The sequence below is a fragment of the Ensifer adhaerens genome (genome assembly GCF_013283195.1).
GTDB lineage: Bacteria > Pseudomonadota > Alphaproteobacteria > Rhizobiales > Rhizobiaceae > Ensifer > Ensifer adhaerens_G.
The window spans coordinates 1,270,780-1,286,764 of the sequence record NZ_JABEKT010000001.1 but is presented as its reverse complement, the minus strand read 5'-3'; the positions used below and the strand labels follow the sequence as shown (position 1 = coordinate 1,286,764).

Genomic DNA, 15,985 nt, shown 5'->3' with positions numbered 1-15,985 from the left:
GAGGACAAGGTCTCCGGCGAGAGGGCGCTAAGTTGGGCACCTTCGCAAGTGCGGCACGGCATATGGCGCAACACAGACGCAAAATCAATGCCCCCTCGATACATGACACAGGCGCCGTCTACCGTTCCGGCGCCACCCTACTGCATGTTTCGCCGAATCGAAATCGGGTTTCGGACAAAATTGTGCCGCTATTCGCAGGGCTTCGGAGCCGACCCGGCCTGTGTCGCGTGACGGGTCGACCCGATCGAACAGGCCGCGGACGACGGCCTATTCGAAGACGATATTCGGCATCGCGCGGCTCTTGTCGTCTCGTGCTGCCGAGACTTCGCGCCAGACCTTCGTCGCGATCTCACGATAGATGCGGGCGATTTCCCCCTCCGGATCGGAAACGACCAGCGGCGTACCGGCATCGGAGGTTTCCCGAATGCCCATGGTCAACGGCACTTCGCCGAGGAACGGCACGCCGATACGCTCGGCTTCCTTGCGCGCACCGCCATGGCCGAAGATATCGTAGCGCTTGCCAGTGTCCGGGGCGACGAAATAGCTCATGTTCTCGATGATGCCGAGCACTGGTACTTCGACCTTGCGGAACATCGCCAGCCCCTTGCGGGCGTCGATGAGCGCCAGGTCCTGCGGCGTCGAGACGATCACCGCGCCGGCGAGCGGAACCTGCTGCGCCATGGTCAACTGTGCGTCGCCGGTGCCCGGAGGCATGTCGACCACCAGAACATCGAGATCGCCCCAGGCGACTTCGCGCAGCATCTGCAGCAATGCCGACTGGATCATCGGGCCGCGCCAGATCATCGCCACTTCCTCGTCGACGAGGAAGCCCATGGACATGACCTTGAGGCCGTAGTTTTCCATCGGGCGGATCATTCGTCCTTCGATCTGCTGCGGCCGACCCGAAATCTTCAGGAGGCGCGGCATGGACGGGCCATAGATGTCGGCGTCGAGCAGGCCGACCTTCAGGCCGTTGGCCTTCAGCGCCAGCGCCAGGTTGACCGATGTGGTGGACTTGCCGACACCGCCCTTGCCGGAGGCGACGGCGATGATGGCGCCGACGCCGGGAATGCCGGCCTTTGCAGGCGCGCCGCCTGCCGGACGCTGACCATGCGCGTGGCCGGCATGAGCGCCGGCCGGTTGCGGGCGCTGCACCGGGGCAGCCGCAGGTGCCGCCTTGCGGTCCGCGGTCAAGGCAACCATTGCGGCGCTGATGCCAGGGATTTCGCGCACCACGCGCTCGGCTGCAGCCCGCATCGGCTCCAGCTCCTTGGCGCGGTCGGCCGGCACGGTGATCGAAAAATAGGCCTTGCCATCCGAAATGAAGACATCCGACACGAGCCCAAGCTCGACGATGTTTCCTTCCATATCCGGACCGCGCACGGTTCGCAGCTTATCAAGTACCACGTCTCTGGTGACTTCCGGCATCGCGTCCTCTCATTCTACTGTCCTCTTAGATAATCGAGGCCGGGCGCTTCGCCAATGCGACATAACGGAAAAAGCAGAGCCGCCACTTATCCCTTGTGTCCGTACATCCGGGATCACAGTGGAATAAGGTGGCGGCCCTTTTTGTCGCGACCTTCTTGGGCGCTGTCTTGTTTTAGTCCCCTCTGGACATGCCAATAGCAATGCAGGATGCGTGCCAGATTCAAACTGAACTGAACCTATAATGTTTTCAGTAAGATAACGGAATTACTGCACGTCGACGCCCGCGAGAGCATCTGCCCAGTTTATGAGCAATGATCTCAAAATCGCACAGGATGGCAGCATTTGCATCGGTGCACCAAATCTTGGGCGCCGCTCCAGAACTGAAGAATGCCGCGCAGAAGTGTGCCGCGGTTTTGCGATAACGACATGCGCAAAAACAAGAACTTAAAGCGCGCCACGCGAATCTGAAAGATCGCGACGCGCTTTAAGGCTAGCTGATGTAGCCCTTCTTCATCGCCTTGACGACGGCCTGCGTGCGGTTCACCGCATCGAGCTTTTTGGTGACGTGGTTGAGGTAGTGGTTCACGGTGTGCTCGGAGAGGCCGAGGATGCCGGCGATCTCGGCGCTGGTCTTTCCAGCCGCCGTCCAGCTGAGGCACTGGATCTCGCGCTCGGAAAGGGACGCACTGGCGTTCTTCCAGACCGAGCCGATCTCTGCCAGCCGGTTGTAGATATGGATTGCGATCATCTGCAATTCCATGGTCACGGTCATCGGCAGTTCGGCTTCCGGCCCCATCAGGATCACCGCGCCGCGACCACCTTCTGCGTCGTGCACCGGGAAATAGCTCGCCTGGAAGATGCCGTTGTCGCGCAGCATGGCAATGTATTCGCTGGCCGAATCGGGTTTGCCACCCTCGCCTTCCCAGGCTTCGAGCGTCACCTGGAAAGGTGTCGTCGTTTCCCGCAGCCGTTTGACGCCGGTGCTGAAGCGCAGCATCGACAGGCTGTCATACTTGTTCAGCAGCTCGGCAGGCATGTTGGATATAACGGTGGTTGCAGCCAGGCGGTCCACGTCGATGGACGGGATCGAGCAGATGAGAAAGGTTTTGAAGCCAAACATCTGCGTGACCCGCCGCATATAGCGGATGATATCGAACTGGGTCTCCAGTTTTGCGATCTCGGACGCGAAATCACCGCCCCGGGGCAGATCTGCGTCAGTCGTCCCGGTGGTCATCGTATCCTGCATTCGCGCGTTCCATGGCATTCATCAATTATCAAATAGACCGACCCGCAGGCCAATGCCAACAGATGATCGAGATTCCCTGCCCTACGCGCCCAAAAGCCTGTGTATTTCCCTGCAAGCGAACTGCGCCATGCCGCAGCATCCAGCTTTGATGTGCAGAAAGTGCCAGTTCTCAGTTGATCAAACCGGCGCGCATGGCCTTGGCGACCGTCTGCACGCGGTTGACCGAATCCAGCTTTCGCGTCGCTCGGTTGAGATAGTGGTTCACTGTGTATTCGGATAGCGCAAGGATCCGCGCCATCTCGCTCGTGGTCTTGCCGGCAGCGGCCCAGCGCAGGCATTCCACCTCACGGCGCGACAGGCTTCCCGACCCGCGCCGATCGCGCTCGCGCACCTCGACCAGCTTGCTGAAGAGGATGCCGGCCCACAGATTGAGTTCTTGCATTTCATCGTTCGACACGACGGGGCGATCGCCGCCAAAGGCAATGGCAGCGCGGTGGCCACCGGCGTCGTGCACCGGAAGGTAAATCCCGCGCGGCATGCCCGCCTGCTCGAAGACGCAGATCGCCGCGTCGCCCTTGCCATCGGCGCGCCGGCGCGCCAGCTGGTGGGCGTCATAGGTGAAGGGTATGGTGCTGCGGCGCAGGCGCTGGATCACAGGGCTGCCATTGATCAGGCCAGCGCTGTCGTAACCTTTCAGGAACTCGACCGGATAGGTCGTCATGATCGCGTTGGCCTCAAGGCTATTGCAGCCGGTATCCGGAACGGCGAGCACAAGGAAGCCACGGAAGCCGTAGGCGTCCGCAACCTGCCCGATCACCCGTCTGATATCATCCTCGCAACAGATAGGCCCCCTCACGGACCGCCCGTCGGGGAGCATCAACGACGCCATATTCGCGCTGAAATCGATCATCTTCCGCCCTTCTCCACATCCGGCTCCGGGGAGGAGCACGGCCGCTGACGCCGCATGAAGATTACGTCAAAATTATTCTTAATGACAAAATCAAACCTGGTCGCGGTCAACCGCAAAGCTAACCTGATATATTAACGTTATCGAGGTTGGAACACCACGTCCAGTCGAAGTTTCTAATTTACCGTAAAGTGAACTCAAGGTCCACCGCGGCCCGGACCGAGGCGAATCGCGGCCTCCTCCCCGATCGCCGCCGCCGCCGCCCGCACCGCCCCCGACCAGGCGATCAACTGCTCCATGCTCACCCTGTAGGCCGGCCCCGTAACCGAGATTCCAGCTGTCAGATCGCTGCCCGACACACGGATCGGCGCAGCGACGCAACGGATCTCTATCTCATGTTCTTCCCGATCGAAAGCGTGTCCGTCGCGGCGGATGTCCGCAATCTCCGCCAGCAGCGTTTCGGCTGAGCGATGGGTATGCGGAGTGAAGGCGTGAAAGGCCATTTTCGCCACAAGCCGCTCAAGTTCCGGTTGCGGCAACAGCGACAGCGCCGCCTTGCCAATGCCGGTGCAATAGACGGGAGAGGCCTTGCCGATCTGCGAACTCATGCGCACCGTTTGCCGGCTTTCGACCTTGTCGACATAGACGATTTCGGTTTCCCTGAGGATGCCGAGATGCACGGTTTCTCCGGTCAGCTCGTGCAGGCTGCGAAGATGCGGCTCGGCAACATCGCGAAAACGATTGCCGGCCCAGGAGCGAGAGGCGAGCGTCAACAGGCGAAGGCCGGGCTCATAGGAGAGATCGCGGCGCTGCACGAGCAGCCCTTCCTCGACGAGGTGGCTGAGCAGCCGATGCAAGGTACCGCGCGGCTGGCCGGATCTCGCCAGAATATCGGTGAACCGCTGTGGCCCGTCCGCCATGACCACCGCTTCAAGAACGGCCACGGCCTTGCCAAGCGTACCGGTGCCGGCCGCCTCGCCGTGCGCAATTCCTGTGAGTTCCACGCTCATGTCGCCCGTTTCATTCCCGCCCATACAGCTCTGGGTCCGCCAATCCGATCTTGACAAAATAACCGTTGCCGCCCGATAATTCCATATAATAAAATCGCGTTCCACATATCGGAACATTAAGATCGACAAACGTGCCAAAGCGGCGCGAACGGGAGTGCCGATCAGATGCCGTTGCCTGCGGCCCAATTTCACGATCTCAGGGATCGCCGTGTCCTTGTCACCGGCGGTGGCGCCGGCATCGGTGCGGCACTCGTCGAAGGTTTCGTTCGTCAGGGTGCGCAGGTCGCCTTCGTCGACATCGACGCGACGGCAAGCTTGGAGCTCGCCGACAGGCTCTCGGCCGAGACCGGATACAGACCGCTCTTCATTCATGCCGATCTGCGCGATATCGACGCGGTGAGACGGGCCGTCGAAACGACTGCGGCGACGCTCGGCGCGCTCCACGTGCTCGTCAACAATGCGGCCCGCGACGACCGACAGCCACTCGAAGATGTCACCGAAGAAAGCTGGGACGAAAGCCAGGCGGTCAATCTCAGGCACCTGTTTTTCATGAGTCAGGCGGTGGCGCCGCACATGCGGCAGGCCGGCGGCGGATCGATCATCAATTTCTCGTCGATCGCCTTCCTGCTGAACATGGCGGAAATCCCGGCCTATGCGACGGCCAAGGCCGGCATTGTCGGATTGACGAAGTCGCTCGCCGGCAAGCTCGGCCCCGACAATATCCGCGTCAATGCGATCCTTCCCGGCATGATTGTCACCGAGCGGCAAAAAAAGCTCTGGCTGGACGAAGCGGCGATCATGGCGATGCTGGAGAAGCAGTGCCTGAAACGAAGCCTGACCGCAGACGACCTCGTGGGCCCTTGCCTCTACCTGGCTTCGAACTGTTCCACGGGCATGACGGCCCAAACGATGATCATTGATGGAGGCGCACTTTGATGACCGCAGCCTATTATGCCGCAGTCGACTGGGGAACCACGAGCTTTCGGCTCTGGATCATTGCCGAGGACGGCGCGGTGCTTGCCGAACGACGCAGCGGTGAAGGCATGACCACAGCTGCCAAGACCGGCTTTTCGACCGTCCTGGAGGCGCATCTGGCCGCGGTGGCTGCGCCTGCGCACCTGCCGGTGATCATCTGCGGGATGGCGGGCGCCAAGCAGGGTTGGGTGGAGGCCGGCTATCTCGACACCCCCGCCGCCCTCTCGACGATTGCCGCAGGTGCCGTCGCGGTGCCTGATATCGACCGCGACATTCGCATTCTTCCGGGTCTCGCTCAGCGCGATCCGCAGCATCCCGACGTGATGCGCGGCGAGGAAACGCAACTGCTCGGTGCCGCGACCAGCCTCGGCGACGGCCGGCATCTCGTCTGCATGCCCGGAACCCACAGCAAATGGGTGCGCCTCGAGGGCGGCAAGGTCACAGGTTTCTCGACCTTCATGACCGGAGAATTGTTCGATGTGATCTCCAAGCATTCGATCCTCAGCCACTCGATCGCGGATGCGCAGGTCTTTTCTGGCGAGCATCCGGCGTTCCTCGCAGCCGTTGCAGCGGCCTGCGCCAACCCGGCGCTCGCCACCAACCTGACGTTCGGCGTCCGCGCCGGTCAATTGCTTCACGGCGCGACGGCGACCGACGCCAAGGCGACGCTCTCGGGCACGCTGATCGGGCTTGAGATTGCCGGGGCACTCGCAGCAGCCGGTGCGGTCGACAGCGTCTGCCTCGTTGCCTCCGGCTCACTCGGCGCGCTCTACCGCGCAGCACTAACAAGCCTCAACCTTAGCCCGCGGATCGTCGATGCCGACGAGGCCGTGCGCGCCGGCCTTTCGACTGCCGCTCAGGCAATCTGGCCCCTCTGACCGAAAGACTGCTGAGATGAACCGTATCCCCTTTCCACCGATGAAATACCCGCTGGTCGCCATTCTGCGCGGCTTGAAGCCTGAAGAAACTGAAGGCGTCGTCGGCACGCTGATCGAGGCCGGCTTCACCGCGATCGAGATCCCGCTCAATTCGCCCGACCCGTTCCGCTCGATCGAAACAGCGGTGAAGATGGCGCCGCAAGGCTGCCTGATCGGCGCCGGCACGGTGCTGACGACAGAGCAGGTCGAACAGCTTGCCGATGTCGGCGGAAAGCTGATGGTCAGCCCGAATGTCGAACCGGCGGTCATTCGGCTGGCGGCGCAAAAGGGTATGGTGACCATGCCCGGCGTCTTCACCCCGACGGAAGCACTTGCCGCTGCCGCGGCGGGTGCCACCGGCCTCAAGTTCTTCCCGGCAAGCGTGCTTGGCCCATCCGGCATCGCCGCGATCCGCACCGTGCTGCCGACCGACGTCGAAGTGGCGGCCGTCGGTGGCGTGTCGGAGGAGAATTTCGCAGACTACGCCAGGATCGGCATCAGAAGCTTCGGGCTCGGATCGAGCCTCTACAAGCCAGGCATGACTGCTGCAGACGTCGGCAAGCGGGCCATCGCGACGATCAAAGCCTACGACGCCGTCTATGGAGCACGCTGATGAGCGATACCCTTCCCTTTTCCGGCAGCATCCTCTGCCAATCGGCCTCGATCCTCGGAGAAGGCCCGACCTATGACCCCGGCACCGGCACAGCCTGGTGGTTCAACATCAAGGGTCAGGAGCTGCATGAGCTGCATCTGGAATCCGGTCGCAAGACCGTGCATGACCTTCCGTTCCTCGGCAGCGTCCTTGCCGTTATCGATCCGTCCCGGCAACTGATCGCCTCCGATCAGGGGCTCTTTATCAGGGATACGCAGACGGGCGCGTTCAGCCTGCTGACGACGCTTGAAGACAAGCCCGGCAACCGCTCGAATGACGGCCGCGTTCACGCCTCCGGTTCGCTGTGGATCGGAACCATGGGCCGCAGCGCGGAAAAGGGCGCGGGCGCGATCTATCACGTCGCCGGGACAAAGGTAACCAAGCTCTATGATCGGGTCACCATCCCCAACAGCATCTGCTTTTCGCCTGATGGAACCGTTGCCTATTTCGTCGACACCGACATCAACCACCTGATGCGCGTCGACATCGATGCCGAGACGGGGTTGCCGAAGGGCGAGCCCAGCCTGCTCGTCGACGGCAGTGGCGAGAAAGGCGGCATCGACGGCTCGGTCTGCGATGCCGACGGCCTGATCTGGAACGCCCGCTGGGGAAGCGGCACGGTCGACGTCTACCGCCCAGACGGCTTGCGGATCGCGCGCTACGCGATGCCGACGACGCAGCCGAGCTGCACGGCCTTCATCGGCCCCAAGGCCGACCGCATGCTGGTGACATCTGCCTGGCAGGATCTCGATGACACCGCGCGCACGGCCGATCCACATGCCGGCAAGACCTTCGAACTCGGCGTCAGCGTCAAGGGTCGTTTCGAACCGTCGTTCCGTCTCTGATCGGAAAGTGTTGGCGGAACGCCAATAAAAAGTCATACAATTCATCCACGCGATCAAACGCATGGTGAGGAGGAAGCTCGCATGAGCGACAAGAAGAAAGAACTGCGCAGTCGCCACTGGTACGGCGGCACCCACAAGGACGGCTTCATCCACCGCTCGTGGATGAAGAACCAGGGTTTCCCGGATCACGTCTTCGACGGGCGTCCGATCATCGGCATCTGCAACACTTGGTCGGAACTGACGCCTTGCAACAGCCATCTGCGCATTCTGGCGGAGGGCGTGAAGCGTGGCGTGTGGGAGGCCGGCGGCTTTCCGGTCGAGTTTCCTGTGTCCTCGCTCGGCGAAACGCAGATGCGGCCGACGGCAATGCTGTTTCGCAATCTGCTCGCCATGGACGTCGAGGAGGCGATCCGCGCCTATGGCATCGACGGCGTCGTGCTGCTCGGCGGCTGCGACAAGACCACCCCCGGCCAGCTGATGGGGGCTGCGTCCGTGGACCTGCCGACCATCGTCGTTTCCTCCGGGCCGATGCTGAACGGCAAGTGGAAGGGCAAGGACATCGGCTCCGGCACCGACGTCTGGAAGTTTTCAGAAGCGGTGCGCGCCGGCGAGATGAGCGTTCAGGAATTCATGGCGGCCGAAAGCGGCATGTCGCGTTCGCCCGGTGTCTGCATGACCATGGGCACCGCCACCACCATGGCTTCGATCGTCGAGGCGATGGGCCTGTCGCTGCCGACCAACGCCGCCCTTCCCGCTGTCGACGCCCGCCGTATGGCGCTGTCGCACATGACCGGCAAGCGCATTGTCGAAATGGTGCATGAGGACCTGCGCCTGTCGAAGATCCTGACCAAGAAGAATTTTGAAAATGGCATCATCGCCAACGCGGCCGTCGGCGGCTCGACCAATGCGGTCGTGCATATGCTGGCGATCGCCGGCCGCGCCGGTGTCGATCTCTGTCTCGAGGACTTCGACCGCGTCGGCAGCCAGGTGCCCTGCATCGTCAATTGCATGCCGTCAGGCAAGTATCTGATCGAGGATCTCGCCTATGCCGGCGGCCTGCCTGCCGTCATGAACCGCATCCAGCATCTGCTGCATCCGGATGCGCCGACCGTTTTCGGCATGCCGATCAGCCGATACTGGGAAGACGCCGAAGTCTTCAACGACGACGTCATCCGCCCGCTCGACAACCCGCTCAGGGCCGCAGCCGGCATTCGCGTGCTCAAGGGCAACCTTGCGCCAAACGGTGCGGTCATCAAGCCGTCTGCCGCCAGTGAGCATCTGCTGGCGCACGAGGGGCCCGCCTATGTGTTCGAGACGATCGAAGACCTGAAGGCCAAGATCGACGATCCGGACCTGCCGGTGACGGAAGATACGATCCTCGTGCTCAAGGGTTGCGGCCCCAAGGGCTATCCCGGCATGGCGGAAGTCGGCAACATGCCGATCCCGCGCCGCCTGGTCGAAAAGGGCGTGCGCGACATGGTGCGCGTGTCGGACGCCCGCATGTCTGGCACGGCCTTTGGAACCGTCGTGCTGCATGTCAGCCCGGAATCGAACGCCGGCGGACCGCTGGCGATCGTCAGAACCGGCGACCGCATCCGCCTTGATGCGCTGAAGGGGGAACTCAACCTGATGATCAGTGACGAAGAGTTTGCCTCCCGCATTGCCGCCTGGCAGCCGCCGGAGCAGAAATGGACCCGCGGCTACTACAAGCTCTACCAGGACACGGTGCTACAGGCCGACAAGGGCGCGGACCTCGATTTCCTCGTTGGCGGCAGCGGCAGCGAGGTTCTTCGCGAAAGCCACTGAGACTGCCGTCGCATCAAACGGTACTGCAGTACGAGCCCCGCCGTTTCGGCGGGGTTTTCTTCATCCCGCCATTGGTCGCCGCCCGATCCGAACCTCGCCGACCGGCGCCGACGAGCGCAGGCGCGACCAGGTCTCGTAGCCATAAATGGCAAGACCGACCGCAATGAAGAGTTCCTTGTATTCGGTCGGATCCCAGATGCGCACGAGGTCGTGTGCCTGCAGCACGAACAGTTCCTGGATCGCGACGATCAAAATGGCGGTTGCGGTCAGCAGGACGAACTCCCGCCACAGTCCACCCCGCAGAGCGAGATCGGCGATCACCAAGAGGATGATCACCGTCATCATCACCATCATCTGCGTCGGCAGCATGCTCCAGTTGTCGCTGTTGAAGGCCGCCATCGGTGCGCTTGCCGCCAGCACCAGCACGCTGGGTACGAAAGCTTCCAGCCGTCCGAGCGCAAAGCCCTTGCGAAGATAGAGCCAGATAAAAGGCATGAGCGTCAGCAACACGAAGCTGCCGGTGTAGTAGAGCAACTCGGAAAAGCCGGTGGAGATGTTGTGCAGGTTCAGTTCCTGCTGCTTGTTCAGCCCCAGCAATGCGTCAGGCGTGGCAAGGCCGAAAACGCGCTGCATCCAGGATATCTCCTCCATACCGACAACGAAGAAGACAAGGCTGAAAGATGTGGCGGCGCCAGTTGCAAGCCATGCATCGCGGCCGGCCTCCCCGCGCGCCGCACGCAATTGACCTGTCGCCACCAGCGCGAAGAACACACTCGAAGCGAAGATCAATAGAGCAGAAAGCCACTCGAAGATGTTGTCCTCGCGGGCCAGGGCGCTGAAAGTCACGGCATCGACGCTGAAAAGCAGGGCGGCGGCGGCCGCAAGGACCAATGTGGCGATGCAGATCGACAGTTCGCGGCGCGAAGCCGCTCGAAGCATAGGCGCGCCCAGCCAGGAGGCATCACGCGTAAAGCCTTGAATGGCCGCAAGCGAAAGGCTGAGCGCGACCCATGCATGCCATAGATTATAGGGCTCGACCCGCGGCATTCGCTCCGAGAAATAGCGCACGCCGAACAGGCTGCGCTCAATGCCGACAAGGCAGACCATCACCAAAACAGAAAGCAGGGAAACGGAGAGAAATCGCCGCGGCAGAAACATTGGGAACCGTCCAGATCAGCAGGATGGACTATCCACGATATGATCCGTTTCCCGCCTTCGCCAAGTATCGCCAAGAACACTCAAGATTGAGTGAATGTAAAGAAGCAATCAATAAATCACTAAAATACAAAGTTTGAATGATGGCATCAGCTATCGGCCGAACGAACGACAACGGTCTCCGGAGATATTGATCTGCGGCCATCGAAAGCTGGCGCAGGACTACCGGAATTCCAATGTGATCAATTCATTTTTTTTGGAACCGTCTCTGCAGCCAAGCGTTGCTTTGATATCACCGGTGCGGTGGAACCCTGGCTCTTTCAGGACCGCGCCTTGATCGACAACGTCAAGGAAAGGCATTTTGACATGACCAAGAAACTTGTATCTTCCGTTGCGGCCGGTGCGCTTATCGCAAGTGTTGCGTTCGCTCCGATGGCCTTCGCCCAGGACGCTGCTCAGCCTAAGCCGGCCGAGCCGCAGGCGATGGAAATCCAGCCGGCTCCGGGCACCGAAACGCCTGCCGACCAGGCGCAGACGACACCGCCCGCGACCACCGAAGCGCCTGCCGACATGGCGCAGTCTGACGGCACCTACATAACCGAGCAGGCCGCCGACCAGATCGCGACCAGCACCTATGTCGGCCAGACCGTTTACAACGCCGGCGATGAAAAGGTCGGCGAGATCAACGACCTGATCATCAAGAAGGACGGCGGTGTCGAAGCCGCGGTGATCGGTGTCGGTGGCTTCCTGGGTCTCGGCGAGAAGAATGTTGCGGTCCCGTTCGATCGCATTCAGATTTCCGAACAGGCCAATACGGATGCCCTGAAGCTGACGACGACGGAAACCGCCGAAACCTTGAAGGCGGCCCCGGAGTTCAAGACCAAGGCGCAGCAGGTCGCCGAGCAGAACGCCAACCAGCCGGTTGACACCTCGACGACCTCCTCGACCACCGGAACGGCACCGGCGACAGCGATTGAGCCGGCACCGGCTGAGGGTACCCAGCAGTAAGCTGGATCAAGAGACGACCAGGAGATGGAGCGGCGGTGCTTTCACCGCCGCTTTTCTTTGTTAGAGCGCTTCATCTTTAAACGGAAACATTCTGCCGGAAGGAATTTCGGCCAGAACCAAGTCGGCTGGCGAAGAGCGCAGCAGAAGCTGCGGTCGAGACGGACGCCGCCGGTAATGGCCGAAATTCATCCGGCCCTTCGGGTTGGCTGAAAACGGCCGTCCACTGTGTCGGATGGCTTGACCGATGGGTCCGCATCGCTCTGCGCCATCCTTCGTGTGGAACGGCCGTTTTGAGCCAACAGAATCGCTTCCGTTTAAAGATGAAACGCTCTAGATCAGAACGCCATAACGCAGTGCATCGTAAATGCCGGCATGGATGTTGCGGCTTGCAACCGCGTCACCAATACGGAACATGTCGAAGCTGCTGTCGGGATTGCGAAGCGCGATCGGATTTTCACCGCGAAGCAGCGCCTTATAGTCGACGGCGCCCAGATTGCGGGAAAGCGGCTTCAATTCGCGATAGAGATCGTCCATCGGCACGGTGCCATGCTCGACCACCACCTGCGCCACCCGCCGCTCGCTTAATGCGGTGTCCGAAAAATCGGACCCGAGCGTCGCGACCAGCCCATTGCCGTCCCGCCGAACCGATTTCAGACGGGTATTGATCGTTACACGCACATTGTGATCCGCGAAGGTCTTGGCATAGGGCACGTGGTTCATGCCGCCGACTTCGGGCGCAAACATCCGCTCGGGCGACACGATCTCCAGCTCGACGCCGGCGCGCGCAATGAGCTCGGCTGCCGTCATGCCGCTATGGGCGCCGTTGTCGTCGTAGAGCAGCACCGGTCCTTCCGGCTTGACCGCACCGGCAATGATATCCCAACTCGAAACGACCAGATCGTCCCCGGCCTCCAGAGCCGGGTTTTGTGCAATGCCGCCGGTAGCGACGACGACGAGATCGGGCGAACGCTCCTGAATGTCGTCGACGCCCGCAAAAACATTGTAGTGGACGGGCACGCCGAGCCGCTCCAGCTCCGACAGCCGCCAGTCGACGATGCCGATCAGCTCCCGGCGCCTCGGATTGCGCTGGGCAAGCAGGATCTGCCCGCCGGCCTGGCCGGTGGCCTCAAGGATCTCGACACTGTGGCCGCGCTCGGCAAGCACGCGCGCCACTTCGAGACCGGCCGGCCCGGCGCCAACAACCACAGCCTTTCGCTTCGGCCCGGAGCTTCTGGAAATCACATGCGGCACGATCGCCTCACGGCCGGTCGCCGCATTGTGAATGCACAGCGCGCCGCCGCCCTCATAGATGCGATCGAGACAGTAGGTCGCGCCGACGCAGGGGCGGATCTCGGCCGCCCTGCCCTCCTTGATCTTCCTGACGATGTGCGGGTCGGCGATATGGGCGCGGGTCATGCCGACCATGTCGAGCTTGCCTTCGGCGATCGCGTGGCGGGCAGTCGCGACATCGGCGATGCGGGCCGCATGGAACACGGGAAATTTCGTCGCCGCCCTGACTTCACCGGCAAAATCGAGATGCGGCGAGGCGGCCATGCCCTGGATCGGGATGACCTTGGTGAGCGGCGCATCGTGATCGATATGCCCGCGGATGATGTTGAGAAAATCCACCTTGCCGGAATCTGCCATGCGGCGGGCGATCTCGATGCCTTCTTCTTTGGAAAGCCCCTTGTCCCAATCCTCGTCCGCGACCATGCGCATGCCGACGATGAAATCCGGGCCGACGGATGTGCGGATCGCGTCGAGCACCATGTGGGTAAAACGCAGGCGGTTGTCGAGCGAGCCGCCGAAGTCGTCGTCGCGCTGGTTGGTCGCCGGCGACCAGAAGCCGTCCATCAGGTGGCCGTAGGCCTCGAGCTCGATGCCGTCGAGGCCGGCTGCCTGCATGCGGGCGGCCGCTGCCGCATAGTCGGCGACGATGCGCTCGATATCCCAGTCCTCGATCTCCTTGGGGAAGGAACGGTGCGCGGCTTCGCGAACAGGAGAGGCGGAAAGAACCGGCAGCCAGTCGCCCTTGTTCCAGCCGGTGCGGCGACCGAGATGGGTCAGCTGGATCATCACCGCGCAATCATGCTCATGACAGTCGTCGGCGATCTTCTTCAGCCACGGCACAATCTCGTCGGAATAGGCATGGAGATTGCCGAAGGCCGGCGGTGAATCCTCCGAAACGATGGCGGAGCCGGCCGTCATGGTCAGCGCCATGCCGCCCTTGGCCTTTTCAAGGTGGTAGAGGCGATAGCGATCCTTCGGCATGCCGTCTTCGGAATAGGCCGGCTCATGGGCCGTCGACATGATCCGGTTCTTGAGCGTCAGGTGTTTCAAGCTGTAGGGTTGGAGCAGCGGGTCTTTCGGCAGCGTCATTTCTGTTCCCTTGAGCGCCGCCTGTCCGCTGAGGCGGACCGGGGACACTGCATCATTCTTGTTCTTTGTATTCCGGCAAGCTCACGGCAGCTTAGTACCAGGCGTCCGCCATGTCGTTCTTGCGGCGAGTGACATAGTCGGCCAAAGCGTCATCAATTGCCACGTCCAGCGGCGGCGCTTCGTATTCGGCGAGCGTCTTCTTCCAGCTGCGGTTGGCACGCGTCGCCATGTCAGTGCCGCCCTCCTCCGTCCATTTCTCGAACGGCTCGTTGTCAGACAGGCCTGAATCCCAGAAGGCCGTCTGGTAGTTGCGCATGGTGTGGTCGCAGCCGAGGAAATGGCTGCCGGGCCCGACCTGAAGGAAGGCGTCCATGGCGAGCGTGTTGTCGTCGACGACGACGCCGGCGAGATAGGAATGCAGCGCGCCGCAGAAGTCCGTGTCCATGACAAATTTCTCGTAAGACATCGCCAGCAGCCCGTCGACGAAGCCGGCCGAGTGCAGGATGAAGTTTGCGCCGCAATGAACCGCCGACAGCATCGACATGACGCCTTCCTGCATCGCCTGGGCGTCCGGCAGCTTGGAATTGGAAAAATTACCGGCACAGCGTAGCGGCAGGCCGAGACGGCGTGCCAACTGGCCGATGACCATGCTGCCGATCGCCGGCTCCGGCGTCCCAAAGGTCGGCGAGCCTGAGCGAAGCGACATGGAGGACAGGAAGTTGCCGAAGATGACAGGCGCGCCCTTGCGCTCCAATTGGGTCAAGGCGCAGCCGGCTAGCGTCTCGGCATAGGACTGCGCAATCGCTCCGGCGTTGGTGACCGGCCCCATGGCGCCGCCGAGGATGAAGGGCACGATGACTGCCGCCTGGTTTGCCCGGGCATAGGCGCGCAACGACTTCGTCATCGTGCCGTCCCAGACGAGCGGCGAATTGACGTTGACGTTGCCAAGGATGACGCAATTGGCATCGACGAAATCGCGACCGAAGAGAATGCGCGCCATGTCGATCGAGTCTTCGGCGCGATCCTCCGCGGTGATCGAGCCCATGAAGGCCCGGTCGGAGTATTTGATGTGGCTGTAGACCATGTCCAGGTGGCGTTTGTTTACCGGCACATCGACCGGTTCGCAGATCGTACCGCCCGAATGGTGCAGCCACGGGCTCGACTGCGCCAGCTTGATCAGGTTGCGAAAGTCTTCGATCGTGCCGTAGCGCCGGCCGTTGTCGAGATCCGTGACGAACGGCGAGCCATAGGCCGGCGAGAACACGACGTTGTTGCCGCCGATCTCGACGCTGCGGGCGGGATTGCGGGCATGCTGGGTGAACTGGCGCGGTGCAGAGCGAACGATCTCCTTCAGCATGCCCGGTTCGAACGTCACCCGGAGGCCATCGAGTTTGGCGCCGGCGCGTTTCCAGTGATCGAGGACCGCGGGATCGTCGCGAAACTCGATGCCGACTTCGGCGAGGATGCGATCGGCAATCGCCTCGATTCGCAGCAGGTTTTCCTCGCTCAGGATATCGTAGGTCGGAATGTTGCGCATGATATAGGGCACGCCAAGGCCCTTGGCACCGACACCACCGCGCTGCGGCCTTGACCCTCGCGTCCGTCTCGGCGCTTCACCCGCTGCCACAGCTGCCATTTCCATTGCCGTTCTCCCATC

13 protein-coding genes are annotated in these 15,985 nt (G+C 62.0%); 6 read left to right on the top strand and 7 right to left on the bottom strand.

The genetic code is table 11. The features are described 5' to 3' along the window. Window positions 1-267: 267 nt before the first annotated feature. The 4 genes from apbC to LPJGGPFB_RS05950 form a co-directional block, all read right to left on the bottom strand. A complete protein-coding gene (gene apbC, locus LPJGGPFB_RS05965; RefSeq protein ID WP_173419160.1) occupies window positions 268-1,428 on the bottom strand; it encodes an iron-sulfur cluster carrier protein ApbC in 1,161 nt (386 codons plus the stop codon). Window positions 1,429-1,918: 490 nt separating this feature from the next. Then, a complete protein-coding gene (locus LPJGGPFB_RS05960; protein ID WP_077504193.1) occupies window positions 1,919-2,674 on the bottom strand; it encodes a LuxR family transcriptional regulator in 756 nt (251 codons plus the stop codon). 169 nt (window positions 2,675-2,843) lie between these two features. Then, complete coding sequence (locus LPJGGPFB_RS05955; protein ID WP_077504194.1) at window positions 2,844-3,584, bottom strand: helix-turn-helix transcriptional regulator; 741 nt, start codon at window positions 3,582-3,584, stop codon at window positions 2,844-2,846. A gap of 194 nt (window positions 3,585-3,778) precedes the next feature. Beyond that, on the bottom strand, window positions 3,779-4,591 hold the full coding sequence (locus tag LPJGGPFB_RS05950) for an IclR family transcriptional regulator (protein WP_210264355.1): 813 nt from the start codon (window positions 4,589-4,591) through the stop codon (window positions 3,779-3,781). Window positions 4,592-4,756: 165 nt separating this feature from the next. Here LPJGGPFB_RS05950 and LPJGGPFB_RS05945 point away from each other — a divergent pair, with 165 nt between their 5' ends. The 5 genes from LPJGGPFB_RS05945 (at window position 4,757) to LPJGGPFB_RS05925 (ending at window position 9,786) form a co-directional block, all read left to right on the top strand. Next, window positions 4,757-5,527 carry an SDR family NAD(P)-dependent oxidoreductase gene (locus LPJGGPFB_RS05945; RefSeq protein ID WP_173419158.1) on the top strand — a complete coding sequence of 257 codons (771 nt, stop codon included), beginning with the start codon at window positions 4,757-4,759 and terminating at the stop codon, window positions 5,525-5,527. After that, the gene (locus LPJGGPFB_RS05940) at window positions 5,524-6,444 is read left to right on the top strand and encodes a 2-dehydro-3-deoxygalactonokinase (RefSeq protein ID WP_234902773.1); all 921 of its coding nucleotides are present in this window, start codon (window positions 5,524-5,526) and stop codon (window positions 6,442-6,444) included. Before LPJGGPFB_RS05945 ends, LPJGGPFB_RS05940 begins: the two co-directional genes overlap by 4 nt. 16 nt (window positions 6,445-6,460) lie before the next feature. Next, entirely contained in the window at window positions 6,461-7,096 is a 636-nt protein-coding gene (locus tag LPJGGPFB_RS05935) for a 2-dehydro-3-deoxy-6-phosphogalactonate aldolase (RefSeq protein WP_173419156.1), read from the top strand. Beyond that, window positions 7,096-7,980: an SMP-30/gluconolactonase/LRE family protein gene (locus LPJGGPFB_RS05930; RefSeq protein ID WP_173419155.1), complete on the top strand. Its 885-nt coding sequence runs from the start codon at window positions 7,096-7,098 to the stop codon at window positions 7,978-7,980. Before LPJGGPFB_RS05935 ends, LPJGGPFB_RS05930 begins: the two co-directional genes overlap by 1 nt. A gap of 81 nt (window positions 7,981-8,061) precedes the next feature. After that, complete coding sequence (locus tag LPJGGPFB_RS05925) at window positions 8,062-9,786, top strand: IlvD/Edd family dehydratase (protein ID WP_173419154.1); 1,725 nt, start codon at window positions 8,062-8,064, stop codon at window positions 9,784-9,786. Between the two features lie 60 nt (window positions 9,787-9,846). Here the strand turns inward: LPJGGPFB_RS05925 and LPJGGPFB_RS05920 are convergent, their stop codons facing one another. After that, window positions 9,847-10,944, bottom strand: a complete 1,098-nt coding sequence (locus tag LPJGGPFB_RS05920; protein ID WP_173419153.1) for a hypothetical protein — start codon at window positions 10,942-10,944, stop codon at window positions 9,847-9,849. 363 nt (window positions 10,945-11,307) lie between these two features. Here LPJGGPFB_RS05920 and LPJGGPFB_RS05915 point away from each other — a divergent pair, with 363 nt between their 5' ends. After that, entirely contained in the window at window positions 11,308-11,949 is a 642-nt protein-coding gene (locus LPJGGPFB_RS05915) for a PRC-barrel domain-containing protein (RefSeq protein ID WP_173419152.1), read from the top strand. Between the two features lie 330 nt (window positions 11,950-12,279). Here LPJGGPFB_RS05915 and LPJGGPFB_RS05910 read toward each other — a convergent pair whose 3' ends face one another. Continuing rightward, complete coding sequence (locus tag LPJGGPFB_RS05910; RefSeq protein ID WP_282437973.1) at window positions 12,280-14,328, bottom strand: NADH:flavin oxidoreductase; 2,049 nt, start codon at window positions 14,326-14,328, stop codon at window positions 12,280-12,282. 91 nt (window positions 14,329-14,419) lie between these two features. Next, window positions 14,420-15,970: a trimethylamine methyltransferase family protein gene (locus tag LPJGGPFB_RS05905; protein WP_173419151.1), complete on the bottom strand. Its 1,551-nt coding sequence runs from the start codon at window positions 15,968-15,970 to the stop codon at window positions 14,420-14,422. Between the last annotated feature and the right edge of the window lie 15 nt (window positions 15,971-15,985).